The following is a 26,502-nucleotide window of genomic DNA, read 5'->3' as shown; positions in this document are numbered from 1 at the left end:
CGGATCGGGCGTCAGGGGGCGTAGACGCGCAGGCCGGCGGGGACGGCCCGCACCTCGAGTGTGAAGCCGGACTGCGGGGCCTGTTCGAGTTCGCCGTCGTGCACGTACGAGCCAGGGGCCTTCCCCGGCTGGACGCGCGCCTTCCAGCGGCCCGTGACCTGCCGCTCGAAGTGCGATGCCGGCGGCACCACGTGCAGCAGCCGCAGCAGCCGCAGGGTGCGGCGCCCGAACGCCAGCGACGCCATGGCGCGCAGCCGCGAGCCGCGAGCATGGTGCAGGCGCACGTCGAGCACCGGGTCGTCCAGCGTCACGCGCTGCATCATGGCGTGCCGATGCGGGTTGTTGCGCCCCACCCCGACGAACACCGACCACACCGTGGCGGTGCGCCCCTCGTGGGTCACGCGCACGGGGCGCGCGTGCCGCAGGGCGGCGACGATCGCGGCCACCCCGCCGAGCCACTTGCCGAGGCTCGCGCGCTCGGTGCGCTCGGCGAGGAACTGCGGGTAGTTCCCCAGCGACACCGCGTTGAGCACCGTGATCGGGTCGCCGTCGTCGACACAGACCTCCGCCACCACCACCTCGCGCAGCCGCCCGGCGGTGAAGGCCGCCAGCGCGGCATCCACGTCGTCGATCCCGGCGGCGCGGGCGAAGTGGTTGTAGGTGCCGCCGGGGACCACCAGCAGGGGCACGCCGTGACGCCGGGCCAGATGCGCCATCCGCGAGACCGATCCGTCCCCGCCGAGCACCCCCAGCGCCCGCGGCCGGTCGTCGCCGGCCATCGCCGCGTCCACAGCGTCGGCGAGGTCGTCGTCGGGACCGAGCTCGACGAACCGCGCCCGTGGCAGGCGCCCACGGATCACCGGCAGCGGATCGGCGCGCAGCACCGCCTCGCCGGCGCCGCTGTTCGCCATCAGCAGCAGCCCCTCGCCGTCGGGACGGGCGGGGGAGGTGTGGTCGGGCATGCCCGCGACGCTACCGGTGCCGCACGGTCGACGAGGCCACTTGACAGCGCATGGATAGGCTGGGCCGCACCCTGACACACACCGGCGCGCCGATGCGCCGGCCGACCCCGAAGATCGGAGGTTCCCATGTCCATCAAGGCCGCCACCACCCGTGAGCGCAAGGCCATCGTCGGCGAACCCGAGGTCGTCGAGGACGGGCGGGCCGTCGGGGTCGAAAGCTCGACCGAGTGGCTCGCGCTCAAGCGCGCCGCCACGGCGCTGCAGAGGCTGCAGGCGCAGGACGGATCGGTCCCGGACCCGGCCGACCACGCCGCAGCCGAGACACTCGTCGCCGAGATCGCCGACGCGATCGACGCCCTCGCGCCGCGGTTCCCGCACGACGCGGAGTACCTCTCCGCCGCCGTGGCCGACTTCGACCGGTGGGCCGCCGGCGGATTCGGCGTGCCGGACTTCCTCGACTCGCTGGTGGCGTTCCAGCCGCAGCGCCGGCGGGTCGACGGCATCCGCCATCTCGTCGTCTTCCCGATGTACACCCAGAACGGCTCGCGCAGCCGGTTCGTCGAGGCGGTGCTGGCGGAGGTCATCTGGCCGGAGTTCATCGCCGACCTCGAGACCCGGTACACCAACGGCCTCTTCGTCTCGCTGCGGCTCGTGGACTTCACCCCGGGGTACGACACCAACTCGGCGGTGCTCTTCCCCGAGACGGTCGCGATGCGCGAGATCCCGGCGTTCACGTGGGGCGCGATCTTCCAGGACCGTGAGGCGGCACGCTACCGGCGCGTCGTGCGCGCGGCATCCGAGATCACGAAGCTCGACCTGCCCGCCGAGGCCGCCCGGCTGCTCGAGGATCAGCAGCTGGCGGAGGAGACGTTCGTCATGTGGGACCTCATCCACGACCGCACCCACATGCGCGGCGACCTGCCGTTCGACCCGTTCATGATCAAGCAGCGGATGCCGTTCTTCCTCTACTCGCTCGAGGAGCTGCGCTGCGACCTCACCGCGTTCCGGGAGTGCGTCGGCATCCAGCAGGAGCTGCAGGCGCGGGTGGATGCCGGAGAGCACCTCTCCGCCGCCGAGGCCGAGACCCTGCAGCACGCGGGCCTGGTGCAGTACGCGGTGATCTTCGACCGGATCTTCCGGTTCGCGATCACCGGCGGCCGGGTGCGCAACTACGACGGGCTGGGCGGCCAGCTGCTGTTCGCGTGGCTGCATCAGCGGGGCGTGCTGCACTGGACCGACACGGCGCTGGCCTTCGACTGGGACGAGGTGCCGGCGGCCGTCGTGGCGCTCGGATCTGCGATCGACGAGCTCTACTGGCAGTCGATCGACCGGCCCAAGGTCGCGCACTGGCTCGCCGCGTACGACCTCGTGCGCGCCGTGCTGACCCCGCACCCCGCCTCGGCGTGGGCGCGGGGGCTGCCCCACGAGGTGCTCGCGGGTGCGCCGAAGGGCTACACCGACGCGGTGCTGGACGACGAGTTCCCGCTGTCGATGTTCTACGAGGCGCTGGAGAAGAAGATGCGCGACGTGATCGCCTCGACCTCCGGCATCCGCGGCACGGACTGACGCCGCCCGGGTCGCCTGCCCCGCCCGAGAAACCACTTTTCGGATGAGAAACCGCGCAACGCGGTGTTTCTCATCCGGATTGTGGTTTCTCGGCGGGCTGCGGCGCGGCGGGCGCGGCGGGGTCGGGCACGGTGGCGGTGGGCTCACCGGCGTAGAACGCCGACAGGCGCCGATACGAGCGGGACGCGAACGCCAGCACACCGGCGATCACCATGATCACCCCCGCGACGAGGAACACCAGGGCGATGCCGCGGGCCTCACCGTCACCGAGCACCGGCCGCCATGCCTGGGCGCCGGCATCCGTCGCCAGGTGCGGGATGATCCAGAACTCCGCGATCGGCGCGATGAGAAAGGCCGTGACGGGGGCCGAGGCCGACTCCAGCGCCTGCGCGAACCCGAAGACGCGCCCCTGCCGCTCGAACGGCACGACCTTCTGGATCACCGTCTGCTCCGCCGCCTCGGCCGCGGGGATCAGCGCCATGTAGAGCAGGATGCCGGCGGCGTAGAGCCACCACCACTCGCGGATCGTGAAGAGCGCCCCCAGCACCCCCATCGCGATGACCGCGAGCAGGAGGGTGCGCACGGGATTGCGTCCGAGCCCGCGCGCGGCGATGACGATGCCGCCCAGGATGAACCCGACGGAGCTCACCCCGAGCACGACGCCCCACACCTCCACGGGGAAGAGCGTGAGGCCGTACGGGTCCATCAGCGCCATGTAGACGCCGCCGATGAGGTTGTTGAACGTCGAGAAGAGGATGAGGGCGAACAAGCCTGGCACCCCCGCGATCGCGGCGATGCTGCCGCGCAGATCGACCTTCGGCGCGTGGCCGTCGACGGGGGCGGGCTCGTTCTCCGGGATGCGCAGGAAAACCAGGTGCACCAGGGCCGCGGCGGTGACCGCGATGGCGAGGAGGATCGTCCACCCCATGCCGAGCAGGCCGATCGACAGACCCGAGAAGACGCTCGTCACGATGAACGCGATCCCCTGCACCGTGCCGACCATGCCGTTGGCGTTCGCGTGCCGCTCGGTGGGCACGAGCAGGGTCACCGTCGTCGACAGCGCGATGTTGCGCATGTTCTCGATGACGCCGCCGAACAGCACGATCGCCGAGAACACCCAGAACCAGGGCCTGCCGAGGTCGATGAGGGTGGATTCGGGGAAGAGCAGATACAGGATGCCGGCGACGATGAACGCGGTGAGGGTCACGAGGCTCGAGCCGATCATGACGCGGTGCTTGCGGTGCCGGTCGACGAGGGTTCCGAAGGGGATGGAGAGCGCCGCGACGAAGAGCATGTACGCGCCGCCGATGAGGCCGGTCGCCAGCACCGACCGGGTCTCGAGGTAGGCCCAGAAGACCAGCGCGAACCAGAGGAAGCTCGTCGTGATGTTCGCCACCGCGGTGTTGACGAGCACCTGCACGAACACGCGCATGCCGCCGGGCGGCGCGAGCGGTGAGGCGTTCCCGGCGGCCCCAGCCGGGACGGCGTTCTCGGCCATGGGGGCGAGGGTAGTCACCGGCGCCGACGTATGCCAGGGGAACGCGTACACAACGTCGCTGTTTCGGCGGGCGCCACGACACCGAGGCCGGATTCGGCGATGCCGCGCGCGGATTGGCGACGTTGTGCACGCGGCATCCGTCCCCCGGCCTTGGCGGGACCGATCACACGGCTGTCGGGGACGACAGTGTGATCGCGCGGCTGGCCGGCGCGGCGGCAGCGCCTCACTAGGCTGAGGGACCGTGACGACCCTCCACGACACCGCCGTCCGCGGCTTCGCCAGCGACAACTACTCCGGCGTGCACCCCGAGGTGCTCGCCGCCATCGCCGCGGCGGGCGGCGGCCACCAGATCGCCTACGGCGACGACGACTACACCGCTGCCCTGCAGCAGGTGTTCGCGCGGCACCTCGGCGACGGCGTCGAGGCGTTCCCGGTGTTCAACGGCACCGGCGCGAACGTCACCGGCCTGCAGTCGATGCTCCCCCGCTGGGGTGCGGTCATCGCGGCATCCACCGCGCACATCAACGTCGACGAGGGCGGGGCGCCGGAGCGGGTCGCCGGCATCAAGCTGCTCACCGTCCCGACCGACGACGGAAAGCTCACCCCGGAGCTGGTCGACCGCGAGGCGTGGGGCTGGGGCGACGAGCACCGCGCCCAGCCGCTGGTCGTGTCGATCACGCAGTCGACCGAGCTCGGCACCCTGTACACCCCGGACGAGATCCGCGCCCTCGCCGACCACGCGCACGCGCGCGGCATGCGCCTGCACCTCGACGGCGCCCGCATCGCCAATGCCGCAGCCGCGCTGGACCTGCCGCTGGCGGCGTTCACCCGCGACGTCGGTGTCGACGTGCTGAGCTTCGGCGGCACCAAGAACGGCGCCATGATCGGCGAGGCCATCGTGGTGCTCGACCCCGCGGCATCCGAGGGTCTGCGCTACCTCCGCAAGCTCAACATGCAGCTGTCATCGAAGATGCGCTTCATCTCCGCCCAGCTGATCGCGCTGCTCGACGGCGACCTGTGGCTGCGCAACGCGCGCCACTCCAACGCGATGGCCGCACGCCTGCGCAGCGCCGTCGAGGCGGGGATCGCCGACGGCACGATCCGGGGCGTGGAGTTCACCCAGCCCACCCAGGTCAACGGCGTCTTCGCGACGCTGCCACCGGGGGTCGCCGACCGGCTGCGCGAGCGCTTCCGCTTCTACGACTGGGATGCCACGCGTCGCGAGGTGCGCTGGATGTGCTCGTTCGACACCGAACCGGCCGACGTCGACGCGTTCGTCGCGGAGCTGTCCCGCCTCACCCGCGGCTGACTACGCGCTGACTCCGGCGGCCCGGGTCATCGGGACGTGCGGAATGCCGTCTTCGACGAAGACCTCCCCGGAGCGGGCGAAACCGAACCCCTCGTACCAGCGCTCGAGCTGCAGCTGCCCGTCCAGGACGATCCGCTGTCCGTCGGATGCGGCGATCGCGCGCCGCATGAGTTCCGCGGCGAGGCCACGACCGCGAGCCGCCGCGGCGGTCGCGACACGTCCGATGCGTGAGCCGTCCGCCTCCTTCAGGAGCCGCAGCGTCGCGAGGACGTCGCCCTCGTCCTCTGCCCAGTACAGGCGAGCGCCCGGCTCGACGTCCCTGCCGTCGAGTTCTTCATACGCCGCCCCCTGCTCGACGACGAACACATCCACTCGGAGCTTGAGGATCGAATACAAGCGGACGGGATCCATCTCGGCAGGGGATGCCTCATGGAAGCTGACGGGCACGTCGAAGACTCCTTCTTCACCGGGGGACGCCCCCGATTATTTCAGCTCTGCTCCGGGGGCCGCTTCCCGCACCGGCCGAGACGCCCCGAGAAACCACGTTTCGGGCGGGAAACACCGCGTTGCGTGGTGTCTCATCCGAGAAGTGGTTTCTCGACGCGTGGGGGGGGCGGCGGGCGGGCGGGGGCGGGGCGGGCGGGCGGATGCCGCGGCGGGCGGAGCCGGGCGTCAGCGGCCGAGGGCCTCGACCACGTCGACCAGGGTCGACGGACCGCCGACGTTGCCGGGGACGACGACGTACAGACGGTCCTCCCCCTCGGCCGAGACGAGGTCCCACACCGACACCCCCGGCAGCACCTGCCCGCGCACGCGAGCGCGGGTGGCACCCACACCGGTGCGGGCGAGCTCTGCCGACGTGATGCCGCCCTTCGCGACGACCGCCTCGACCTCGGGCACGAGTATCCGCACCGCGGTGGTGAGGGCGCGCATCACCAGCTGGCCGTGACGAAGCGTGTTGTGCTCGGGCCGCCGCTGCCGCTCGGTGGAGATCAGCGCCAGCCCCGTCTCGGCGAGGCGCTGACGGGCCTCGGCAGCGGCGGCGCGCCCGGCGGCGTCGGGATCGGCGAACGCGTCGGCGGTGGCGATGACCACCGCCGGACCGTGACGCACCTCGAGCCGGGCGAGCTGGGCCGACGCGCCGGCGGTGTGCGAGCCGCAGGCCACGAGGGTGGGAGCGGGACCGGCCACGAGCGGGGTCGGCAGCAGGCCGTGCGAGGCGACGCCGGCGAGCGAGGCGGCGAGGGGAGCGGCGCTGCGCACGACGACGTCCCTCCCGGCCGCGCGGGCATCGCGGATGCCGGCGGCGATCAGGTCGATGTCCGCATCGCTCTCGGCGTCGGGAACGATGACCCCGCCGGCGGGCGCCGCCGCGATCGCACGGGCGACCCCGCCCGCCCGCACCTCGGCCAACGGCACCGAGACGGCGGTGCGCCCCGACTTCTCGGCGACGTAGTCGACCAGCACCCCGGTGGTGAACGGGAACACCGGGTCGTCGGCGTACTCGGTCTCGTGCGCGGGCACGACGTCGTCGCCGATGCGCACGAGGTGCACGCCGTCGACCGTCGTGCGGCCGCCCGCGGGGAAGGCGGGGCAGAACACGATGACCGAGTCGGGTTCGACGAACTGCTCGGTCTCGGCGAACACGTGCCCGCGCAGGGTCGAATCCCCTCGCAGCACGAACTGCATCTCCTCGCCGAGGGCGGCCGCCGCGGCAACGGCGGCATCGCGCACCTCGCGGACGAGGGCGACGGCGGCATCCTCGTCGATCGCCCGCGAGTTGGTCTGGACGTAGACGCTGTCGGCTTCGGCGAGCGCCGACCGGATGCCGTCGGCGTCGATGTCCAGCAGCACGTCGACCCCCGACGCGGACTGCGTGCCGGTGGGGTCGTCGTCGAGCACGACGGTCTTCATCGCTCGCCCTCCGACCCGGCGGCGACGCGGTAGGTCTGGATGACGCTCGAGTCGTCGTGGGTGGTGAGCCCCAGATCGGCGGCGGCCAGAAAGCGGCCCCGGGCCGCCTGCAGCACGGGCAGGTCGATGCCGGCGGCTTCGGCCGCGTCGGCGACGAGCCCGGTGTCCTTGACGAAGATGCCGACCTGGCTGAGCACCGGGGCGTCGTCGGCGAGCATCCGCGGACCCCGGTCGCCGAGCATGAAGGATGCCGCCGCTCCCCCGCCGACGACGTCGAGCACGAATGCGGGGTCGAGCTCCAGCCGCTCGGCCAGCGCGAGCGCTTCGGCGGCGGCGGCGATGTGCACGGCGCACAGGTGCTGGTTGACGACCTTGACCGACTGCCCGGCGCCGGGTTCCGCGCCCACGACGCGGGCGGTGCCCAGCGCCTCGAGCACGGGGCGGGCAGCGGCGATCGCGGCATCCGAGCCGGAGACGAACAGCACGAGGTCGCCGCGGCCGGCGCGGGCGACCCCGCCGCTGACGGGGGCGTCGACGACGGCGCCTCCCGCGGCGGAGATGCGCTCTGCTTCGGCGCGCACCGCGTCGGGGCCGACCGTGGACGAGACGACCCAGGTGCGGTCTGCGACGACGCCGGCGGCGAGCGCGGCATCCACGACCGACGCCAGCTGCGCGGCAGTGGCGACCATGACGACGACGACCGACGAAGCACCGATCCCGGTGACGTCGGCGACGGTCTCGATGCCTGCCGCCGCGGCGCGCTCCCGGCCGGCGGGGGCGGGTTCGACGCCGACGAGCGGCATGCCCGCCCGGACGATGCTCTGGGCCATCGGCAGGCCGATGGCGCCGAGACCGACGAAGGCGACCTGCGAGTGCGTGTCCATGCGCTCGATCCTCTCTGTGAACCAGCGCGGGGTGCGCAGGAACGCGCACCCCGCGGGTGGTGTCAGTGGCCCAATACCGTGGGCTCGTCGTGCAGCAGGTCATCCGCCTTGGAGCGGAAGAACCGGGTGCAGAGCATCATGATCGCGGCCAGGAACGCGAACACACCCAGCGACACGACGCCCCACGCACCGGACTCGGTCGGGACCGCCTCGTTGATCGCGTTGCGCATGATCGGCGCCACGAACCCGCCCAGGTTGCCGAGCGAGTTGATGAGGCCGATACCGGTGGCCGCGGCCGCGCCGACGAGGAACGCGGTCGGGAAGGACCACGTGATCGGACCGGTCGAGAGGAACGAGGCGACGGCGACGGTGATCGCGGCGATGCCCAGCAGGGCGTGACCGTTCGCGCCGGCCCATGCCGAGACGAAGATGGCGAGGCCGGTGATGACGAAGAACGACGCGCCCCACGTGCGGCGGCGCCGCAGGGTGTTGGCGTGCTTTCCGACGTAGTAGCAGGCGAACAGGCCCACCGCCCACGGGATCGCCGTGACGAGTCCGACCTCCCAGCCGACGTCCCGGCCGATGAGTCCGGCGACCTGCTGGGGGAGGTAGAACGTGGTGCCGTAGACCGCGATCTGCAGGCAGAAGTAGATGACGGTGAAGTACCAGACCTTCCAGTTGATCAGCGCCGAGCCGATGCCGCGGGGACCGTCGTTGTGCTTGATCGCATCCTCGTGTTCCATGACCGCCTTCATGGCGGCCTTCTCCTCGACGTCGAGGAACTTCGCCTTCTGCGGCGAATCGACGAGGAAGAACACCGCGGCGATGCCGGCGACGACGGCCAGCATGCCCTCGACGAAGAACATCACCTGCCAGCCGGCCCACGGCGTGAACTGCTCGCCGAAGCTGATGAGGCCGCCTGACAGCGGTGCGCCGATCATCTGCGAGAACGGCTGGGCGAGGTAGAACAGCGCGAACATCTGCACGCGGCGCTTGTTGGGGAACCACTGCGCCAGGAACATGATGACGCCGGGGAAGAGCCCCGCCTCGGTGACGCCGAGGAGGAAGCGCAGCCAGACGAACATCGTGTCGTTCGTCACGAAGGCGAACGCCGACGCGACGATGCCCCAGGTGATGGCGATGCGGGCCAACCAGAACCGGGCGCCGAACTTGTCCAGCAGCAGGTTCGAGGGGATCTCGAAGATCGCATAGCCGATGAAGAAGATGCCGGCGCCCAGCGCATAGGCTCCGGCGGTGATGCCGCGGTCGACCGACAGGGCCTCCTCGGCGAACCCGACGTTCGTGCGGTCCAGGAACGCGACGAAGTACAGGATGATGAGCATCGGCATCAGGCGATAGGTCGCCTTCTTGATACCGCTGTCCAGATGAGGGTTGTCGAGCAAAGCGCGCGCGGCGGCGCTATCTGAGGTGGACACGGACGACTCTCCTTCGAGCAGTGGTGTGCGGCGGTGGGTCCGGCTCAGCCGATGAGGCCGGGCAGGATGAGCGCGACGCCGACGGCGACGCAGACGACCCCGATGACGAGGTAGGCGATGCGGCCTTTCGACCAGGAACGTGACATGGAATGCCTCAGTGCATGTACAGGCCGCCGTCGACGTTCAGGGTCTGGCCCGTCACGAATCCGGCGTCTTCGCTGATGAGATACGCCACCGCGGCGGCGATGTCGCGGGGGGTGCCGATGCGCGCCAGCACACCGTCGGCGGCCATGGCCTGCTTGCGCTCCTCGGTGAGCGTGCCGCCCATGATGTCGGTGTCGATGGGGCCGGGGGAGATCACGTTGGCGGTGATCCCGAGCGGCCCGAACTCGCGCGCGATGGAGCGCATGAGCCCGATGACGCCCGCCTTCGATGCGGAGTAGGGGGTCTTCGAGAAGGTGCCGCCGCCGCGCTGGGCCGACACCGACGAGATGCCGACGATGCGGCCGACGCCGGAGGAGACGAGGGATGCCGCGACGCGCTGGGTCACCCAGTGCACGCCCTCGAGGTTGACCCCGAGCACCCGGTGCCATTCCTCAGGCGTCACCTCGAGATAGGGAACGGGCGACGAGACGCCGGCGAAGTTCACGAGCGCCACCAGCTGCGGGAGCTTTGCCTCGAGCTCGTCGACGGCGGCGATCGCCTGCTCGCGGTCGGCGAGGTTCGCGCCGACACCCACGGCCTTGACCCCGTGTTCGTCGGCGACGTCGGCCGCGGTGGCCGCCGCCGCCTCGCCGTCGACGTCGATGATGCCGACGTTCCATCCCAGCTCGGCAAGGTGGTAGGCGGTCGCCCGGCCGATGCCGCGGGGGCTCGCGGCGCCGGTGAGGATGACCGTGCGGTCAGCGGGGAATGCGGATGCCATGGGGATCCCTTCAGCGGCTCTCGGCGGCGGGGTGGATCGGGGCGGGCCCGAGCTCGTCGACCAGCTTCTTCATCGCGACGTACGCCTTGTTGCGGTAGGCGATGAGCTCGGGGGTGCGCTCGGCGGGCACGTCGAGGAACCCGCCGCCGGACTTCGTGCCGAACTTGCCTGCGGCGACGAGGTCCTCGAGGATCTGCGGGGTCGCGAAGCGCTCGGGGAACTCCGTCTGCAGCGATGCGTAGCAGAAGGCGTAGACGTCGAGCCCGGCCATGTCGGCGATGGCGAAGGGGCCGAAGAACGGCAGGCGGAAGCCGAACGTGGTGCGGACGATCGTGTCGATGTCCTCGGGCGTCGCGACCCCCTCCTCGACGAGCTGCGTCGCCTCGTGGAACAGCGCGTACTGCAGCCGGTTCAGCACGAAACCGGTGGCGTCCTTGACGCGGGCCGTCTCCTTGCCGGTCGCGGCGACGATCTGCTCGACGACGGGGATGACGGCGGCATCCGTGCCCGCATGCGGGATGAGCTCGACGCCGGGGATGAAGGGGGCGGGGTTGGAGAAGTGCACGCCGAGGAAGCGCTCCGGGTGGCTGACGGCCTCGGCCAGCTTTCCGATGAGGATCGTCGAGGTGTTGCTGCCGATGATCGCGTCGGGTGCGGCGGCGTCGCTGATGCGGCGCAGTGTCGCGTGCTTGATCTCGATCTTCTCCGGCACGGCCTCTTCGATGAAGGAGGCGCCGGCCACGGCATCCTCGATCGTCGCCGCCGTGACACGCTCGGCGATCACCGCAGCCGCATCGGCGGGGAACAGTCCGTCGGCGGTGAACTGCTCCGCCTCGGCGATGAGTCGGTCGCGGTTGCCCTGCGCGATCGCGATCTCGACGTCGGCGATGCGCACGTCGGCGCCCGAGAGCGCGAGCACCTGGGCGATGCCGCCGCCCATGTAGCCACTGCCGATCACGGCGTAGACGGGGCGAGAGATTTCGGTCATATCGGTCTCCTTCGTCACTGAAGCGGTCAGTCGCCTGCGGGCTGGGGCAGCAGCGACTGCAGATAGGTGCGGTTGGCGGCGCACACCCCGAGGCTGTCGCCACCGTACTGCTCCATGAGGAACGGGCCGCGGAAGCCGACCTCGATCGCGAGCGAGACCATGGCGCGGTAGTTGATGAGGCCCTGCTCCATCGTGGTGGGGACCGACGTGAACCAGCTGCCGTCGAGGGCCTCGTCGCGGGTGTAGTTCTTCACGTGCCAGTAGTTGGCGTACGGCAGCGTCTTCTCGTGCATCTCGCGCCAGTCCTCGATGGGCCGGTGCAGGCGGATGAGGTTCGCGATGTCGGGATTGAGGCCGACGTTGTCGAGGCCGATCTCCTCGATGAGGCGCACGGCGCTGTCGGCGGTGCCGAGATAGGTGTCCTCGTACATCTCCAGCGACATCGGCAGGCCGACGGATGCCGCGTGCTCACCGAGCTCGCGCAGCCGCCGCACCGCGAGGGCGCGGGTGTCGGCGTCGTCCGGGTCGACCGGGCCGGGAGCGGTCCAGAACCACAGCGCATCGCGCTGGGCCTGGGTGAAGGGCTGGTGCAGCCCCGTCGAGAAGACCTGCAGCCCCAGCTCCGCGGCGGCGTCGATGGTGCGGTGCGCGTAGGCGAGGTTCTCCTCGCCGCGGCCCGGCTGAATGACGCTCTGCCGCTGGACGTGCACCGAGATGGGCGTCACACCGTACGAGCGGGAGATCTCGAGCAGCTCCTCACGCCGGGAGGGCGTCAGATCCGCCGGACGGATGTGGCTGTCGGCGAGTTCGATGGCGGTGAAGCCGAGCCGGGCGACCTCGGCGAACAGCCGGTCCCACACCTCCGGGGCCGCGTCATGCAGCGCCGTGCCCTCACGATCCACCGGGGAGAACCCGTGCATGCAGACGGCGATGGGCCAGGTCTGGCTGTCGAGGGTGCGGGGAGAGGAGGAATCTGTCATGACGGCTCCGTTGACGCGTCGGCGCGACTTCGTTGTGCGTTTCCTCGATCCTACAGGAAAGAGGGTGGGTGGGGAAGAGCGGCTTTCCCCCGTCCGACGGCTCCGCGGAGATCTCTCGGGCGTCAGCCCGCGCGCTCGACATCGAGCGACCGCGAGCGCACCAGCTCGATGTGCCGGCGCATCGCCTGCTCCGGTGCGCGGGCGTCGTCGCCGGCGAACGCGTCGACGATGGCCGCGTGCTCGGCGATGGCCTCGCGCACATCGGTGACACCGTACAGCGCCGCCTGCCGCATGCGGTGCAGCTGAGCGCCGAGGGTCTCCGACATCTCCGTGAGGTAGTGGTTGCCGCAATGGTCGAACACGACCCGGTGGAAGGCGGCATCCGCGGCGAAGTACGCCGTCATCAGGGCCACGTCGGTGTCGCCGACGGACATCGCCTCGATCACCCGCTCACCCGTCTCGCGATGGTGCGCCTGCGCGCGGCGCAGCTCCTCGAGCATCGATGCGGGGGCGGGCGTGGCGAGCCGGGCGGCCGTGGACTCGAGCATGAGACGCGCGTCGAACAGCTCCGCGAGCTGGGAGGGACGCAACGGCGGGGCGACCCGGTAGCCCTTCAGCGCCTCGCGCGTCACCAGACCGGTGCGCTCGAGCTGCACCATCGCCTCTCGCACCGGCGTCGGCGACACGTGCAGCTGGCGCGCGATCGTGTCGATCGACAGCCGTGCACCCGGCGCCACGTCGCCGCTGAGCAGCAGCTGCAGGATGCGCTCGTAGACGTGGTCGCGAAGCCCTCGCCGTTCGATCGTCCCGGTGAGGCCGTCGAGGCCCCCGGTCTCCTGCTCCATCGTCATCGTGCTTCCTCCAGACGCCGTGCCGCGAGGGGCGCCGCCTCGTCGAGTATCGCGCCGAACGCGCGCGGGTCATGGGCGAAGCGCCCCAGGAACAGTCCGTCGACCGCATCGGCGACGTTCCCCAGCAGGCCCGGTCCCGCGCTTCCCCCGTAGATCACCGAGGCCTTCTCCGGGGCGCCGGCCAGGTGGCTGCGCAGCGCCGCGCAGACCCGGCGGATGTGGGGGGCGCCGGCCGGCTCGGCTGCGCCGATCGCCCAGAGCGGCTCGTAGGCGATCACCACCTCGCCGTGAAGGCCTGCGGCGCGCGCCGCGGCGAGGCCGGACTCGATCTGGCGCACCACCTCGGCCACGGCGTCCGTGGCATCCTGCCGGTCCGCCTCCCCCACGCACAGGATCGGCACGAGGCCGTGGCGCTGGGCGGCGAACACCTTGGCCGCGACCACGTCGTCGGTCTCGCCGAAGAGCCGGCGCCGCTCGGCGTGCCCGACTTCGACGAAGCGGCATCCGAGCTCCGCCAGCACGGCGCCGCTCACCTCCCCCGTGAAGGCGCCCTCGTCCTCGGTGGCGATGTCCTGCGCGCCGACGGCGAGTCCCACCGGCGCGCCGATCTCGACGCAGGCGGGGATGGACGGGTACTGCGGGATGACGAACGCGGTCACCCCGGTGGCCGGTTTCGCACGCAGCAGGTCCGCCACCTCGCGCGCCCACGCCACGGTGCGGGCGTGGGAGAAGTACATCTTCAGGCTCGAGCCGACGAGCATCGGCACCCCTTCCGCAGTCGGGGAGTCAGACACCTTCGTAGGCGCAGATCTCCTGCACCTTCTCGGCCGAGGCGCCTTCGGCGTCGAACGTGTACGTCAGCCACTCGCGGACCAGGCGCCGGGCGAGCTCGAGACCGACCACGCGCTGCCCCATGCACAGCACCTGGGCGTTGTTCGAGAGCACCGCGCGCTCGACGCTGTAGGGGTCGTGTGCGGTCACCGCGCGGATGCCGGGCACCTTGTTCGCCGCGATCGCGACCCCGAGCCCGGTGCCGCAGATCAGCAGCGCCCGGTCGGCGTCACCGGCGGCGACGCGCTCGGCCGCGGCGATCGCGATGGCGGGGTAGTTGGTGTGCCCGTCGGCATCCACCCCCACGTCGACCACGTCGGCGACGAGGTCGTTGGCCTCGAGGTCGGCCTTGAGACGTTCCTTGTACTCGAAGCCCGCGTCATCCGAGCCGATCACCAGTCGCAGAGCCATCAGTTGTCCTCCTTCAGGACGTCCAGAACAGTATGTGTCACCAGCGCGAACGACACCGCGCCGGGGTCGGGGGTGCCGAGGCTCTTGTCGCCGTGCGACCGCGCCCGCCCCAGTTTCGCCGTCATCTCGGACGTGCGCTCGGCCGCGGTGGTGGCGACCTCGGCCGCGTGCGCCCAAGCGACCGCAAGCGCATCACCTGCGGCTACGCGCTCGGCGAGGTCGTCGGCGAACGGCACGATCGCATCGACCATCGTCTTGTCGCCGGGGCGTGCCTTGCCGAACGCCATGACGGCATCCTTCATTCCCGTGACGCCCGCGACGACCTGGGATCCGGTCACGGCGTCGTCGTCGCCGAGCGCGCCGCCCAGCGCGATGAGCATCTCGCCCCAGATGGCTCCCGAGGTGCCGCCGCCCTTGTCCGCCCAGGCGTCGCCGGCGTGCTGCAGGGTCGTGCGGGCGCCCGCCCCGGCATCGGCCGCCGCGGCCGCAGCCTCGGCCGCGGCGCGGCTGCCCCGCTGCATGCCGATGCCGTGGTCGCCGTCGCCGGCGACGCGGTCCAGCCGGCCGAGCTCATCGGCGTGCGCGTCGAGCATCGACGCCACCCCCGTCACGACGCGGGAGATCACCGCCGCGGCCCGCCGCGAGGCGTCGCCGGCCGCGCCGATCTCGCGCGTCTCGTCGAGCGCCGCGAGCTCGTCGTCGGTGACGGCACGGCGCTCCCCCACCGTGCCGCGGCGGAATGCCGGGGTGTCGCAGGGCGCCAGCCAGAAGCGCTCCAGCTCGTCGTCGAGCCACACGAGCGTGAGCGAGGCGCCGGCCATGTCGAAGCTCGTGCAGAACTCGCCCACCTCGGGGGAGACGACGGTGGCGCCGGCGTCGGCCAGCAGTCGGGCCACCGAGCGGTAGACGACGAAGAGCTCCTCGTACTTGACGCTGCCCAGCCCGTTGAGGATGGGCACGACGCGAGCACCCGGCAGGGTCACCCCGTCGGGAAGCTCGTCCAGGAGCTTGTCGAGGAACATCTCGGCAAGTCCCGCTGCCGTCGGCACGTCGACCTCGTCGATGCCCGGTTCGCCGTGGATGCCGAGCCCCACCGCCATGCGCCCCTCGGGCACGTCGAACAGCGGCTCGTCCGCGCCGGGCAGCGTGCAGCCGCCGAAGGCGACGCCGAAGGAGCGGGTGCGGGCGTTGGCGTGGCGCGCAAGCCGTTCGACGTCGTCGAGGTCGAGGCCGGCCTCGGCGGCCGCGCCGGCGACCTTGAAGACGACGAGGTCGCCCGCGATGCCGCGGCGACGGTCGAGCTCGTCCTTGGGCGCGCTCCACACGTCGTCGGTCACGACCACGGTGCGGCAGTCGATTCCGGCCTCCCGCATGCGCTCCTGCGCCTGCCCGAAGTGCAGCACGTCGCCGGCGTAGTTGCCGAAGCTCAGCAGGACGCCCCGGCCCTCATGGGCTGCGGTGGCCACGGAGTGCACCTGGTGCGCCGACGGCGAGGCGAAGAGGTTGCCCATGGCCGCGCCGTGCGCGAGCCCGGGCCCCACGAGCCCGCCGAACGCGGGGTAGTGCCCGCTGCCGCCCCCGATGACGACCGCCACGGTCGGCTCGGCACCTCGGGTGGCCCGCACCACGCCGCCGACGACGGGGCGCACCCACCGCGACGATGCGGCGGCGAAGCCCTCGATCATCTCGGCGGCGAAGTCGTCCGGGTCGTTGAACAGGCGCGTCATTGCGTACTCCTCTGGCGGGACGGAACCATCGCGTCGATCCTATTGGAAATGGGATCGATCGGCCAGGGATGTTCCGGCATCCCCCGCCCTGCCCGTCAGGCGCCCGCGCGCGCCGCGCCTCAGCGCAGAGCGCCCACCGAGGCCAGTGCCAGCCGCACGAGGGTGCCGCGGCCGCCCTCCATCTCGGCCGACACTGCGTCGCTGGCGGCCTCCTGCGGCGTCATCCAGGTCACTTCGAGGGCGTCCTGCCGGGGCTCGCAGGTGCCCGACACCGGCACGACGAACGCCAGCGAGACCGCGTGCTGGCGGTCGTCGTGGAAGGCGCTGACGCCGGGGATCGGGAAGTACTCCGCGACCGTGAACGGCACCGGCTGCGGTGGCAGCAGCGGAAAGGCCATCGGCCCCAGGTCGTTCTCGACGTGACGGAACAGGGCGTCGCGCACCGTCTCGCCGTATCGCACGCGGCCGGAGACGATCGTGCGGGTGATCTCGCCGAGCGGGGTGGCCCGCAGCAGGATGCCGACCTCGGTCACCGCGCCCACACCGTCGGTGCGCACCGGCACCGCCTCGACGTAGAGCATCGGCAGGCGCCGGCGCGCCTCGGCCAGCTCCACCTCGCTCAGCCAGGCGGGATTCTGCGCGGAGCCGGAGACGGGCGACCCGAAGCTGCTGCCGCCGAGCGGATGACCCGGACGGTCGAAGGGCGCACCCCCCTCGCGGAGAGGGTCGCGCGGCGAATCGTCGTCGCGGTCACCGGGTTCGGGGTCGGGGGTTCGGACGGCCATGCCTCATGTATACCAACCCGGTGTCGGTGCGCCCTGTCAGGATGGAGGGCATGGTCGCCATCCCCGCCCTCGATCCCGACGCCGTGCGCTGGTCGGTGGGCCCCGCCGAGCGCGCCGGCCGTCCCCTGCTGGTGCTGCTGCACGGGTACGGATCCAACGAGGACGACCTGTTCTCGTTGGCACCGCACCTGCCCGCCGACTTCGTCGTCGCGGCCGTGCGCGCGCCGTTGCCCCCGCCCTTCCCCACGCCGGGCTACTCGTGGTACCCGATCGAGGGGCTCGAGAGCCGTCGGCCCGACGATGTCACGGCGGCGGCCGAGCGGTTCGTGCAATGGCTGGATGCCGAGACCGACGCGGCATCCGTCGGTCTTCTGGGGTTCTCGCAAGGCGCGTCGGTCGCGCTGCAGGCGCTGCGGCTGCGCCCCGACCTCGTGTCGTTCGCGGTGAACCTCAGCGGGTACGTCGCGCCCGGCTCGCTCCCGGGCGACGCGCGCCTGGCCGAGCTGCGGCCGCCGGTGTTCTGGGGACGCGGCACCGGTGACGACGTGATCCCGCCCGCGCTCATCGACCACACGGTGCAGTGGCTCCCCGATCACGTCGATCTGAGCGGCCGGGTGTACACGGGCCTTGCCCACAGCGTCTCGCAGGAGGAACTGGACGACGTCGTGACCTTCCTGCGCAAGCGCCTCGAGGCCGCAGCTCACTCCCCGTCGTAGCGGTCGGGGTCGACGTCCAGCCTGTCCCCCGGTCCGATCGCGCCGTTCCCATCGACCACGTGCCGGTCGCCCATGATGAGGCGCTCCTCGCGCTCCTCGCGCGTCTCGCGCGTCTCCCGCGTCTCCCGCGTCTCCGCGGAAAGCGGGGAAGCCGCCGGCGCGGGGCTGCTCTGGGCCACCTCGCCGGGGTCGAGGTCCACCGACGGTGCGAACGCGACGGCGAACACCACCGCGAAGCACAGGCCCAGGCCGACCCCGAGCGGCACGCTCGCCAGCGTCGCCCCCATCGCGGCGCCGATCGCGGCGCCGATGACAGCGGCGAATGCCCACGCACGCACGGCGGCCGCCCCTTCCCCCTGCCGCGCGTCCCCCATGCCGGGAACAGTAGCCCGCTCCGGGCCGCGGGGCTATGCTGTCCGCGTCCCTGTCCCCCAGGTGAGGAATGAAATGACGGAGATCGTCGCGGCCGCGCAGTTCGCGCGCTGACCGTCGATCCCTTCGACGAGGAAGCGCATCCCTGCGCTGACCCGTCGATCCCGTCGCCCCCGGCATGGAGCCTCCGCCCGCCGTGACCGCGACCTTCGTGTCAGCGCGCCCCTGCATCGCAGGGCTGGCACCGAAGGATCCTCATGCACCTCCCTCTCCCTTCCCCATCGGTCCTCCTGGACCGCGTCTCGTTCGCCTGGCCGGACGGCACCCCCGCGCTCACCGAGATCTCCGGCGCTTTCAGCACCGGCCGCACCGGGCTCGTCGGGCGCAACGGCTCCGGCAAGTCCACGCTGCTGCGGCTGATCGCCGGCGCTGCGGCTCCGACGAGCGGTCATCTCGCCGTGAGCGGCGACGTGGCCTGGCTGCCGCAGACCCTCACCCTTGCCGTCGACCGGCCGGTCGTAGATCTGCTGGGCGTGGGCTCGGCGCTGCGGGCGGTGCGGGCTATCGCATCCGGCGACGTCGACCCGGCCCACTTCGACGCCGTCGGCGATGACTGGGACGTGGAGTCCCGCGCCGTCGCGGCCCTGGCCGACGCCGGGCTGCCCGCGGACGCGCTGGAGCGCCGGGTCGGGGAGCTGTCGGGCGGCGAGGCCGTGCTCACGGCGGTCGCCGGCATCCGCCGACGCCGTGCGGCGGTGACGCTGCTGGACGAACCCACGAACAACCTGGACCGCGACGCCCGGGCCCGGCTCACGGCGATGGTGCGCGACTGGCCGGGAGCGCTCATCGTCGTGAGCCACGACACCGCGCTGCTGGAGACGATGGACGAGACCGCAGAGCTCTACGCCCAGACGCTCTCGACGTTCGGCGGACCGTACTCGCGGTGGCGCGAGGCGAACGAGCGCGAGCAGGCCGCCGCCCGACAGGCCGAGCGGGCCGCCGCCCAGGTCGTCCGCCGTGAGAAGCGCGACCGCATCGGGGCCGAGTCCACGCTCGCGTCGCGGGCGGCGATGGGGAGCAAGGCCCGGCGCGAGAAGCGCGTGCCGGGGATCGTCGCGGGCAACCGCGCGCACGCCGCGCAGGTGTCGGCGGGAAGACTGCGCGGCATGGTCGCCGACCGCGAGGCCGAAGCGCGCGCGGCGCTGGATGCCGCGGGGCGCCGGGTGCGTGACGACGCCTCGGTGCACATCGATCTGCCCGATCCGGGGGTCCCCGCCTCGCGGCGCATCGCCACCCTCGGCGACGGCGAGCGGTCCTGGGTGCTGAAGGGCCCCGAGCGCACGGCGCTCGTGGGGCCGAACGGCGCAGGCAAGACGACGCTGGTGGAGCAGCTCGTCGTGGCCGGCGATGCGGCCGGCGCCGTGCACAACGTCGGCATCCCGCGCCAGATCGCGCCCAACCCGGCCGCATCCGACCACCCGCCGCCGCATCGGCGACGTTGTGCACACGCCGCCGCGCACACCGACCGCATCGGCTACCTGCCGCAGCGCATCGACGGCCTCGACGACGCCGCGTCGGTGCTCGACAACGTGCGGGCGGCGGCGCCGGGCGTCGCTGCGGCGGAGCTGCGCAACCGGCTCGCCCGCTTCCTCATCCGCGGCGCGACCGTCGGCCGCCCGGTGGCGAGCCTCTCAGGCGGTGAGCGCTTCCGCGTCGCCCTGGCCAGACTGCTGCTGACCGAACCGCCGCCGCAGCTGTTGATCCTCGACGAGCCGACGAACAACCTCGACCTCGACACCGTCGACGCGCTCGTCGAGGCGCTCGCCGCCTATCGCGGCGCCGTGCTCGTGGTGAGCCACGACGACGCGTTCCTCGAGAGGCTGCACCCCGACCTGGTGCTGCAGCTGAACGCCGACGGCGCCCTCCGCGAACGCGGGTGAGGCCGCACACGCGGCCGCCGCCCGCCGACCCGGGCGTGCACAACGTCGCCAATCCGGGGCCGCAAGCGGCCGGGACCGCCCCGTTGCGCACGATACGGCGCGCAACGGCGACGTTGTGCTTGCGTCCGCCGCTCGGCGGGCGCGAGACCGGGCTCAGGCGAAGGGAACGGCCGAGACGACCGCGACCTCGAGGGTCGAGCCGTTCGGCGCGGCGAAGCTGACGGTGTCGCCGACGTAACGGCCGGTGATGGCCGTTCCCAGCGGCGACGACGGGGAGTAGACGTCGAGGTCGACCTGCCCGCCCTGCTTCACCAGCTCACGACTGCCCAGCAGGAACGTCTCCTCCGAGCCGTCGCGCGTGAAGCGCACCGTCACCGTCATACCGGGCTCGACGAGTCCGTCGTCGGGCTTCGTGCCGACCTCGGCGCGGCGGATCAGGCTGCGCAGCTCGACCTGGCGCGCCTGGTCGGCGTCACCCTCGGCCCGCCGGCTCAGTTCATCCAGCTCGCTCTGCAGCGCGGCGAGCGCCGCCGCGGTCATCCACACGGTTTCCTGCTCGTTCGACATGACTGTCCCTTTCCGCACTGACAAAGATCTTCCAGCCTATCGCCCCGGCGCTCGGAAAACGAACGCGGAGCCGGGGGTTGCTCGCCGCCGACCGGCCGCAGAACAGGAGGACTCCCCGCGACAGGTCGTTTGCGGCGGAATCGTCCTGTGCCGGTGAGATCGCCTGTGCTGCGGCAAGCGCCACACCCCGTGGCGGACGCCGCGGCGTCAAGACCTGCCCGATTGTCGGTGGTCGGGGAGAGGATAAGAGAGTGGACGACGTGCTCGCGCGATTCGGTCCTGCCACGCAGGACTGGTTCCGCAGCGCCTTCCCCCGGCCGACCGACGCGCAGATCGGTGCATGGGACGCGATCTCGCACGGCAAGCACGCGCTCGTCGTGGCCCCGACCGGCTCCGGCAAGACGCTGTCGGCGTTCCTGTGGGCCATCGACCGCGTCTTCCACGAGAAGCCTCCACCGGCGGATGCCGGCAACGGCGCTTCCCCCGCGCCGCGCGGCCGGCGTGCCCGGCGGGAACCGTCGACCGGCACGAGCGTGCTCTACATCTCGCCGCTGAAGGCGCTCGGCGTCGACGTCGAGCGGAACCTCCGCTCCCCGCTCGTGGGCATCGGGCAGTCCGCCCGGCGGCTGGGCCTCACCGTTCCCGAGGTGACGGTGGGCGTGCGCTCCGGCGACACGCCGTCGAGCGACCGCCGCAAGCTCGTCGCCGACCCTCCGGACATCCTCATCACCACCCCCGAGTCGCTGTACCTCATGCTCACCAGCCAGGCCGGGCTGACGCTGCGCAACGTCCACACCGTCATCGTCGACGAGGTGCACGCCGTGGCAGCCACTAAGCGCGGTGCGCACCTGGCGGTCAGCCTCGAACGCCTCGAGGCCCTGCGACGGGAGCACGCCGAGGATGCCGCGACCCTCGCCCCCGCCCAGCGCATCGGCCTGTCGGCCACGGTGCGCCCGATCGACGAGGTCGCCCGGTTCCTCGGGGGCTCGGCGCCGGTGGAGATCGTTGCGCCGCGGGCGACGAAGGCGTTCGACCTGCGCGTCGTGGTGCCCGTCGACGACATGCTGAACCCGCCGCCTCCCCCCGGCGCGGCCGAGCCGCCCGACGCCGCCGCCGACGACGACGCCGCCAAGACCGACGCGGGCGGCGACGGCGACTGGTTCGCGCCGTCGGCCCGGCCCCGGCCGACGGGGGAATCCACCGAGGCGACCGGGTCCGTCTGGCCCCACGTCGAAGAGGCGATCGTCGACCGCATCCTGGCGCACCGCTCGACCATCGTCTTCGCCAACTCCCGGCGCCTCGCCGAGCGCCTCACCGGGCGCCTCAACGAGATCTACGCGGAACGGCTGGGCCTCGAGCCGCCCGCCCCCGCCGTCCCCGCGCAGATGATGGCACAGGCGGGCTCGACCGCCGGGGTCGAGCCGGTGCTCGCGAAGGCGCACCACGGGTCGGTGTCGAAAGAGGCGCGCGCCCAGGTCGAGGACGAGCTGAAGTCCGGGCTGCTGCGCTGCGTCGTGGCGACGAGCTCCCTCGAACTCGGCATCGACATGGGCGCGGTGGATCTCGTCATCCAGGTCGAGGCGCCGCCGTCGGCGGCATCCGGTCTGCAGCGAGTGGGTCGCGCCGGCCACCAGGTGGGCGAGGTGAGCCGGGCGGCCCTCTTCCCCAAGCACCGCGGCGATGTGCTGCACACCGCGGTGGTGACCGAGCGCATGCTCGCCGGTCAGATCGAGGCGATCGCGGTGCCGCAGAACCCGCTGGACATCCTGGCCCAGCAGACGGTCGCCGCCTGCGCCATCGGCCCGATAGACGTCGAGGGCTGGTTCGACACCGTTCGCCGCAGCGCGCCGTTCCGCACGCTCCCCCGCTCGGCATACGAGGCGACCCTCGACCTGCTGGCGGGGCGCTTCCCCTCGGACGAATTCGCCGAGCTGCGGCCCCGCATCGTCTGGGACCGCGACCACGGCACGCTCACCGGACGCCCGGGAGCCCAGCGCATCGCCGTGACGAGCGGCGGCACGATCCCCGACCGTGGCCTGTTCGGCGTGTTCGTCGCCGGAGAGTCCCGCAACGCCCGCGTCGGCGAGCTCGACGAGGAGATGGTCTACGAGTCGCGCGTCAACGACGTGTTCACCCTCGGCACGACCAGCTGGCGCATCGTGGAGATCACCCACGACCGCGTCAACGTGGTCCCCGCGTTCGGGCAGCCCGGCAAACTGCCGTTCTGGCACGGCGACGGCCTCGGTCGTCCGGCCGAGCTGGGCGAAGCCCTCGGCAGGTTCTCGCGCGAGGTCTCGGCGGCACCGCACGACAAGGCCGTCGCACGCCTGACCGAGTCGGGTCTCGACGACAACGCCATCGGCAACCTGCTCGGCTACCTCGCCGAGCAGCGCGAAGCCACCGGGAGCCTGCCCACCGACCGCACGCTCACCGTCGAGCGCGGCCGCGACGAAGTCGGCGACTGGCGCATCATCCTGCATTCCCCGTACGGCATGCACGTGCACGCGCCGTGGGCGCTGGCGGTCAACGCCCGCATCCGTGAGCGCCTGGGCGTCGAGGGCGCGGCGGTCGCGAGCGACGACGGCATCATCGCGCGTGTGCCGGATGCCGCGACCGAGCCGCCCGGCGCCGACCTCTTCGTCTTCGACCCCGAGGAGCTCGAGCAGATCGTCACCGACGAGGTCGGCGGCTCGGCCCTGTTCGCCTCGCGCTTCCGCGAGTGCGCGGCGCGGGCCCTGCTGCTGCCGCGCCTGAATCCGCAGAAGCGCGCGCCACTCTGGCAGCAACGCCAGCGGTCGGCCCAGCTGCTGGAAGTCGCGCGGCGGCATCCGACGTTCCCGATCATCCTCGAGACCCTCCGCGAGGTGCTGCAGGACGTCTATGACCTCCCCGCCCTGCTGCGCATCGCCCGGTCGATCGGCGACCGCCGCATCCGTCTCGTCGAGACGGACCCCGCCTCGCCGTCGCCCTACGCCCGCGATCTGCTGTTCGGCTACGTCGGCGCGTTCATGTACGAGGGCGACTCGCCGCTGGCCGAGCGGCGCGCCGCCGCCCTGTCGGTCGACCCGGCCCTGCTGGCGGAGCTGCTCGGCAAGATCGAGATGCGGGAGCTGCTCGACCCCGACGTCATCGCGCAGTTCGAACGGGAGGTGCAGCGGCTCGACCCCGAGCGTCGCGCCCGCGGTGTCGAGGGCGTCGCCGACCTGCTGCGGCTACTCGGCCCCCTGGACGCCGCCGAGGTCGCCGACCGGCTCGACGTCGAAGGCGCCGGCGACGGCGCCGCTGCCGCCGAAGCCACCGGCCACCTCGAGTCGCTCGTGCAGACACGGCGGGCGATCCGCGTCACGATCGGCGGGGCGGAGCGGGTGGCGGCGATCGAGGATGCCGCGCGCCTGCGCGACGCCCTGGGCACCGCCCTGCCCGTCGGGCTCCCGACGGCGTTCCTCGAGCCCGTCGCCGATCCGCTGGCCGACCTCGTCGCCCGGCACGCCCGCACGCACGGGCCGTTCCGCGCGTCCGACGTCGCCGTGCGGCTCGGGCTCGGGCAAGCCGTCGCCCGGCAGGCACTGCAGCGACTGGAGTCGCAGGGCCGGGTCCAGAGCGGCTTCTTCCTCCCCGACCCGGGTGGACGCGGCACGACGTCCGCGGCGGCGGACGAGGGCGAGTGGTGCGACACCGAGGTGCTGCGGCGGTTGCGCATGCGATCGCTCGCCGCGATCCGCGGCAGCGTGGAGCCGGTCTCGCCCGAGGCGTATGCGAGGTTCCTGCCGGTATGGCAGCACGTCACCCGCCCCCTCGAAGGACTCGACGGGGTCGTCGCGGTCGTCGAGCAGCTCGCCGGCGTGCCCATCCCCGCCAGCGCCTGGGAGTCCCTCATCCTGCCCTCGCGGGTGCGCGACTACGCCCCGGGCATGCTCGACGAGCTGACCGCGACCGGTGAGATCCTCTGGTCGGGTCACGGATCGCTTCCCGGACGCGACGGCTGGATCGCCCTGCACGTCGCCGACACGGCGCCGCTGACCCTGCTCGCGCCGGACGACGACGCGGAGACGGGCGAGGCGGATCCCGACGCCCTCGCCGAGCGCATCGTGGCCGCTCTGACCAGCGGCGGAGCCTACTTCGCGTCGCAGCTGCGTCAGCTGACGGATGCCGAGAACGAGCAGTCCGTCATCGAGGCGCTCTGGGATCTCACGTGGCGGGGCCGCGTGACCAACGACACGTTCGCCCCGGTGCGCACCCTCCTCGGCGGCGGCTCGCAGGCCCACCGCACCGCCCGCCGCACGCCGCGCGCGCGGCTCTATCGCGGCATGGCGCTCCCCCGCCCCGGCGCCACCCCGCCGCGTCCGCCCGCGCTCGGCGGCCGGTGGTCGCTGCTGCCCGAGGCCGAGCCGGATGCCTCGGCGCGTGCGACCGCCACCGCGAGCCTGCTGCTGGACCGGTACGGCGTCGTCACCCGCGGCAGCGTGCAGGCCGAAGGGGTGCCCGGCGGCTTCGCGCAGACCTACCGGGTGCTGGCGGGCTTCGAAGAGGCGGGCCACTGCCGCCGCGGCTACGTCATCGAGAAGCTCGGCGCGGCCCAGTTCGCCGCCTCGGCGACCGTCGACCGCCTGCGGGAGTTCGCCGGCCTCTCCGATCCCGCGCCGCTGAAGGCCGTGACCCTGGCCGCCACCGACCCCGCCAACCCCTACGGCGCGGCACTGGCGTGGCCGCCGCTGGACGGCGTCACCCACCGGCCCGGCCGCAAGGCGGGGGGCCTCGTCGTGCTCGTCGACGGGGCGCTCACGCTGTACCTCGAGCGCGGCGGCCGCTCGGCGCTGGCCTTCACCGACGACGAGGCGCAGCTCGCCGCCGCCGCCGCCCACCTCGCCGAGACATCGCGCACGCGACGGCTGGACACCCTCACGATCGAGCAGGTGAACGGCGAGTTCGTCTACGGCACCGCCGTCGGCCGTGCGCTGCGGTCCGCCGGCTTCGTCGAGGCGACCCGCGGACTCACCCTGCGCAAGGTCACCGCGGGCACGGCGCTGCGCCAGCCGCAGGCCACCGCGCACACCGGGGCCGCGGATGCCTGAGGGCGACACCGTGTACCGCACCGCACGGGCGCTGAACGAGGCCCTCGCCGGCCACGAGATCACACGGTTCGACATCCGGGTCCCCGGCAGCGCCACCGTCGACCTCCGCGGCGAGACGGTGAGCGAGGTGGTGCCGCGCGGCAAGCACCTGCTGCTGCGCGCGGGCGGGGCGACGCTGCACTCCCATCTCAAGATGGAGGGCGAATGGCACGTCTATCCCGCGGGCGGCCGCTGGCGGCGGCCCGGGCACACCGCGCGCGCGATCGTCGGCAACGAGCGGGCGGATGCCGTGGGGTTCGACCTCGCGATGGTGGAGGTGCTGCGCACCGCCGACGAGGCACGCGTCGTCGGCCACCTCGGTCCCGACCCGCTCGCTCCGGACTGGGACGCGGCCGAGGCGGCACGACGCGTGGGCGGCGACCCCCGGCCGGTGCATGTGGCGCTGCTGGATCAGCGCAACGTGGCGGGTCTCGGCAACGTCTACGCCAACGAGGTGCTGTTCGTCCGGGGCATCCTGCCGGCGACGCCGGGGACCGAGGTCGACGCGCCGGCGCTCATCGACACGGCCGCGCGCATGATCCGCGCGAACCGCGACCGCTCCCGCCGGGTCTTCACGGGCGACGCCCGGCCGGGCCGCGGCATGTGGGTCTACGGTCGCGAGGCGAAGCCCTGTCGCCGCTGCGGCACGCCGGTGGGGGCCGGGACCCTCGGCGCGCGACCGACGGCCGAGCGCAACGTCTTCTGGTGTCCCGTCTGCCAGCGCTGACC

22 protein-coding genes are annotated in these 26,502 nt (G+C 72.5%); 6 read left to right on the top strand and 16 right to left on the bottom strand.

Annotated elements, in window-relative coordinates:
- Positions 1 to 11: 11 nt before the first annotated feature.
- Entirely contained in the window at positions 12 to 962 is a 951-nt protein-coding gene (locus QNO14_RS01680; protein WP_257506864.1) for a diacylglycerol/lipid kinase family protein, read from the bottom strand.
- Between the two features lie 126 nt (positions 963 to 1,088).
- On the opposite strand from QNO14_RS01680, the gene QNO14_RS01675 reads away from it, so the two are divergent.
- Positions 1,089 to 2,528, top strand: a complete 1,440-nt coding sequence (locus QNO14_RS01675; protein ID WP_257506865.1) for a DUF6421 family protein — start codon at positions 1,089 to 1,091, stop codon at positions 2,526 to 2,528.
- A gap of 70 nt (positions 2,529 to 2,598) precedes the next feature.
- On the opposite strand, the gene QNO14_RS01670 is transcribed toward QNO14_RS01675, so the two are convergent.
- Entirely contained in the window at positions 2,599 to 3,960 is a 1,362-nt protein-coding gene (locus QNO14_RS01670; RefSeq protein ID WP_257506933.1) for an MFS transporter, read from the bottom strand.
- A 307-nt stretch (positions 3,961 to 4,267) separates the two neighbouring features.
- Between QNO14_RS01670 and QNO14_RS01665 the strand changes: the two genes are divergently transcribed.
- Positions 4,268 to 5,335 carry a threonine aldolase family protein gene (locus QNO14_RS01665; protein ID WP_257506866.1) on the top strand — a complete coding sequence of 356 codons (1,068 nt, stop codon included), beginning with the start codon at positions 4,268 to 4,270 and terminating at the stop codon, positions 5,333 to 5,335.
- Here QNO14_RS01665 and QNO14_RS01660 read toward each other — a convergent pair whose 3' ends face one another.
- The 12 genes from QNO14_RS01660 to QNO14_RS01605 all read right to left on the bottom strand — a co-directional run bounded on the left by QNO14_RS01660 (position 5,336) and on the right by QNO14_RS01605 (position 17,067).
- Positions 5,336 to 5,782: a GNAT family N-acetyltransferase gene (locus QNO14_RS01660; RefSeq protein ID WP_257506867.1), complete on the bottom strand. Its 447-nt coding sequence runs from the start codon at positions 5,780 to 5,782 to the stop codon at positions 5,336 to 5,338. It abuts the gene before it with no gap.
- Between the two features lie 225 nt (positions 5,783 to 6,007).
- Positions 6,008 to 7,249, bottom strand: coding sequence for a four-carbon acid sugar kinase family protein (locus QNO14_RS01655; RefSeq protein ID WP_257506868.1), 1,242 nt, complete (start codon positions 7,247 to 7,249; stop codon positions 6,008 to 6,010).
- Positions 7,246 to 8,133 carry an NAD(P)-dependent oxidoreductase gene (locus QNO14_RS01650; RefSeq protein ID WP_257506869.1) on the bottom strand — a complete coding sequence of 296 codons (888 nt, stop codon included), beginning with the start codon at positions 8,131 to 8,133 and terminating at the stop codon, positions 7,246 to 7,248. The genes QNO14_RS01655 and QNO14_RS01650 overlap by 4 nt, the downstream gene beginning before the upstream one ends.
- Positions 8,134 to 8,195: 62 nt before the next feature.
- A complete protein-coding gene (locus QNO14_RS01645) occupies positions 8,196 to 9,569 on the bottom strand; it encodes an MFS transporter (RefSeq protein WP_257495761.1) in 1,374 nt (457 codons plus the stop codon).
- A 154-nt stretch (positions 9,570 to 9,723) separates the two neighbouring features.
- The gene (locus tag QNO14_RS01640; RefSeq protein ID WP_257506870.1) at positions 9,724 to 10,494 is read right to left on the bottom strand and encodes an SDR family NAD(P)-dependent oxidoreductase; all 771 of its coding nucleotides are present in this window, start codon (positions 10,492 to 10,494) and stop codon (positions 9,724 to 9,726) included.
- 10 nt (positions 10,495 to 10,504) lie between these two features.
- Positions 10,505 to 11,482: a 3-hydroxyacyl-CoA dehydrogenase family protein gene (locus QNO14_RS01635; protein ID WP_257506871.1), complete on the bottom strand. Its 978-nt coding sequence runs from the start codon at positions 11,480 to 11,482 to the stop codon at positions 10,505 to 10,507.
- A gap of 26 nt (positions 11,483 to 11,508) precedes the next feature.
- Entirely contained in the window at positions 11,509 to 12,462 is a 954-nt protein-coding gene (locus tag QNO14_RS01630; RefSeq protein WP_257506872.1) for a sugar phosphate isomerase/epimerase family protein, read from the bottom strand.
- Positions 12,463 to 12,584: 122 nt separating this feature from the next.
- The gene (locus QNO14_RS01625; RefSeq protein WP_257495757.1) at positions 12,585 to 13,313 is read right to left on the bottom strand and encodes a GntR family transcriptional regulator; all 729 of its coding nucleotides are present in this window, start codon (positions 13,311 to 13,313) and stop codon (positions 12,585 to 12,587) included.
- Complete coding sequence (locus QNO14_RS01620) at positions 13,310 to 14,107, bottom strand: triose-phosphate isomerase family protein (RefSeq protein ID WP_257506873.1); 798 nt, start codon at positions 14,105 to 14,107, stop codon at positions 13,310 to 13,312. Before QNO14_RS01620 ends, QNO14_RS01625 begins: the two co-directional genes overlap by 4 nt.
- Complete coding sequence (locus QNO14_RS01615) at positions 14,100 to 14,555, bottom strand: ribose-5-phosphate isomerase (RefSeq protein WP_257506874.1); 456 nt, start codon at positions 14,553 to 14,555, stop codon at positions 14,100 to 14,102. The genes QNO14_RS01620 and QNO14_RS01615 overlap by 8 nt, the downstream gene beginning before the upstream one ends.
- Positions 14,555 to 16,282 carry a dihydroxyacetone kinase family protein gene (locus tag QNO14_RS01610; protein ID WP_257506875.1) on the bottom strand — a complete coding sequence of 576 codons (1,728 nt, stop codon included), beginning with the start codon at positions 16,280 to 16,282 and terminating at the stop codon, positions 14,555 to 14,557. Before QNO14_RS01610 ends, QNO14_RS01615 begins: the two co-directional genes overlap by 1 nt.
- A 119-nt stretch (positions 16,283 to 16,401) precedes the next feature.
- Positions 16,402 to 17,067 (bottom strand): NUDIX hydrolase family protein, encoded by a 666-nt coding sequence (locus tag QNO14_RS01605; protein ID WP_257495753.1) that lies wholly within the window; start codon positions 17,065 to 17,067, stop codon positions 16,402 to 16,404.
- Positions 17,068 to 17,117: 50 nt separating this feature from the next.
- Here QNO14_RS01605 and QNO14_RS01600 point away from each other — a divergent pair, with 50 nt between their 5' ends.
- Positions 17,118 to 17,783 (top strand): alpha/beta hydrolase, encoded by a 666-nt coding sequence (locus QNO14_RS01600; RefSeq protein WP_257506876.1) that lies wholly within the window; start codon positions 17,118 to 17,120, stop codon positions 17,781 to 17,783.
- Here QNO14_RS01600 and QNO14_RS01595 read toward each other — a convergent pair.
- Positions 17,768 to 18,121, bottom strand: a complete 354-nt coding sequence (locus tag QNO14_RS01595; RefSeq protein WP_257506877.1) for a hypothetical protein — start codon at positions 18,119 to 18,121, stop codon at positions 17,768 to 17,770. The genes QNO14_RS01600 and QNO14_RS01595 overlap by 16 nt on opposite strands.
- Positions 18,122 to 18,412: 291 nt before the next feature.
- Between QNO14_RS01595 and QNO14_RS01590 the strand changes: the two genes are divergently transcribed.
- Positions 18,413 to 20,095, top strand: a complete 1,683-nt coding sequence (locus tag QNO14_RS01590) for an ABC-F family ATP-binding cassette domain-containing protein (RefSeq protein ID WP_257506878.1) — start codon at positions 18,413 to 18,415, stop codon at positions 20,093 to 20,095.
- 153 nt (positions 20,096 to 20,248) lie between these two features.
- On the opposite strand, the gene QNO14_RS01585 is transcribed toward QNO14_RS01590, so the two are convergent.
- Positions 20,249 to 20,662 (bottom strand): GreA/GreB family elongation factor, encoded by a 414-nt coding sequence (locus tag QNO14_RS01585; RefSeq protein ID WP_257495749.1) that lies wholly within the window; start codon positions 20,660 to 20,662, stop codon positions 20,249 to 20,251.
- 251 nt (positions 20,663 to 20,913) lie between these two features.
- Here QNO14_RS01585 and QNO14_RS01580 point away from each other — a divergent pair, with 251 nt between their 5' ends.
- Positions 20,914 to 25,734 (top strand): Lhr family ATP-dependent helicase, encoded by a 4,821-nt coding sequence (locus tag QNO14_RS01580; RefSeq protein WP_257506879.1) that lies wholly within the window; start codon positions 20,914 to 20,916, stop codon positions 25,732 to 25,734.
- Positions 25,727 to 26,500 carry a DNA-formamidopyrimidine glycosylase family protein gene (locus QNO14_RS01575; RefSeq protein ID WP_257506880.1) on the top strand — a complete coding sequence of 258 codons (774 nt, stop codon included), beginning with the start codon at positions 25,727 to 25,729 and terminating at the stop codon, positions 26,498 to 26,500. The genes QNO14_RS01580 and QNO14_RS01575 overlap by 8 nt, the downstream gene beginning before the upstream one ends.
- Positions 26,501 to 26,502 lie beyond the last annotated feature (2 nt).

Source organism: Microbacterium sp. zg-Y625 (assembly GCF_030246925.1).
In the GTDB taxonomy this organism is placed as follows: Bacteria; Actinomycetota; Actinomycetes; order Actinomycetales; family Microbacteriaceae; genus Microbacterium; species Microbacterium jiangjiandongii.
This window is presented reverse-complemented; position numbering and strand designations above follow the sequence as displayed.

Bases quoted from the DNA above. Each gene is read 5' to 3' on its own strand.
- QNO14_RS01675 (WP_257506865.1), top strand. From the start codon at position 1,089: ATGTCCATCAAGGCCGCCACCACCCGTGAGCGCAAGGCCATCGTCGGC.
- QNO14_RS01605 (WP_257495753.1), bottom strand. From the start codon at position 17,067: ATGGCCGTCCGAACCCCCGACCCCGAACCCGGTGACCGCGACGACGAT.
- QNO14_RS01625 (WP_257495757.1), bottom strand. From the start codon at position 13,313: ATGACGATGGAGCAGGAGACCGGGGGCCTCGACGGCCTCACCGGGACG.
- QNO14_RS01635 (WP_257506871.1), bottom strand. From the start codon at position 11,482: ATGACCGAAATCTCTCGCCCCGTCTACGCCGTGATCGGCAGTGGCTAC.
- QNO14_RS01640 (WP_257506870.1), bottom strand. From the start codon at position 10,494: ATGGCATCCGCATTCCCCGCTGACCGCACGGTCATCCTCACCGGCGCC.
- QNO14_RS01610 (WP_257506875.1), bottom strand. From the start codon at position 16,282: ATGACGCGCCTGTTCAACGACCCGGACGACTTCGCCGCCGAGATGATC.
- QNO14_RS01590 (WP_257506878.1), top strand. From the start codon at position 18,413: ATGCACCTCCCTCTCCCTTCCCCATCGGTCCTCCTGGACCGCGTCTCG.
- QNO14_RS01615 (WP_257506874.1), bottom strand. From the start codon at position 14,555: ATGGCTCTGCGACTGGTGATCGGCTCGGATGACGCGGGCTTCGAGTAC.
- QNO14_RS01575 (WP_257506880.1), top strand. From the start codon at position 25,727: ATGCCTGAGGGCGACACCGTGTACCGCACCGCACGGGCGCTGAACGAG.
- QNO14_RS01655 (WP_257506868.1), bottom strand. From the start codon at position 7,249: ATGAAGACCGTCGTGCTCGACGACGACCCCACCGGCACGCAGTCCGCG.
- QNO14_RS01600 (WP_257506876.1), top strand. From the start codon at position 17,118: ATGGTCGCCATCCCCGCCCTCGATCCCGACGCCGTGCGCTGGTCGGTG.
- QNO14_RS01630 (WP_257506872.1), bottom strand. From the start codon at position 12,462: ATGACAGATTCCTCCTCTCCCCGCACCCTCGACAGCCAGACCTGGCCC.
- QNO14_RS01670 (WP_257506933.1), bottom strand. From the start codon at position 3,960: ATGCGCGTGTTCGTGCAGGTGCTCGTCAACACCGCGGTGGCGAACATC.
- QNO14_RS01680 (WP_257506864.1), bottom strand. From the start codon at position 962: ATGCCCGACCACACCTCCCCCGCCCGTCCCGACGGCGAGGGGCTGCTG.
- QNO14_RS01585 (WP_257495749.1), bottom strand. From the start codon at position 20,662: ATGTCGAACGAGCAGGAAACCGTGTGGATGACCGCGGCGGCGCTCGCC.
- QNO14_RS01650 (WP_257506869.1), bottom strand. From the start codon at position 8,133: ATGGACACGCACTCGCAGGTCGCCTTCGTCGGTCTCGGCGCCATCGGC.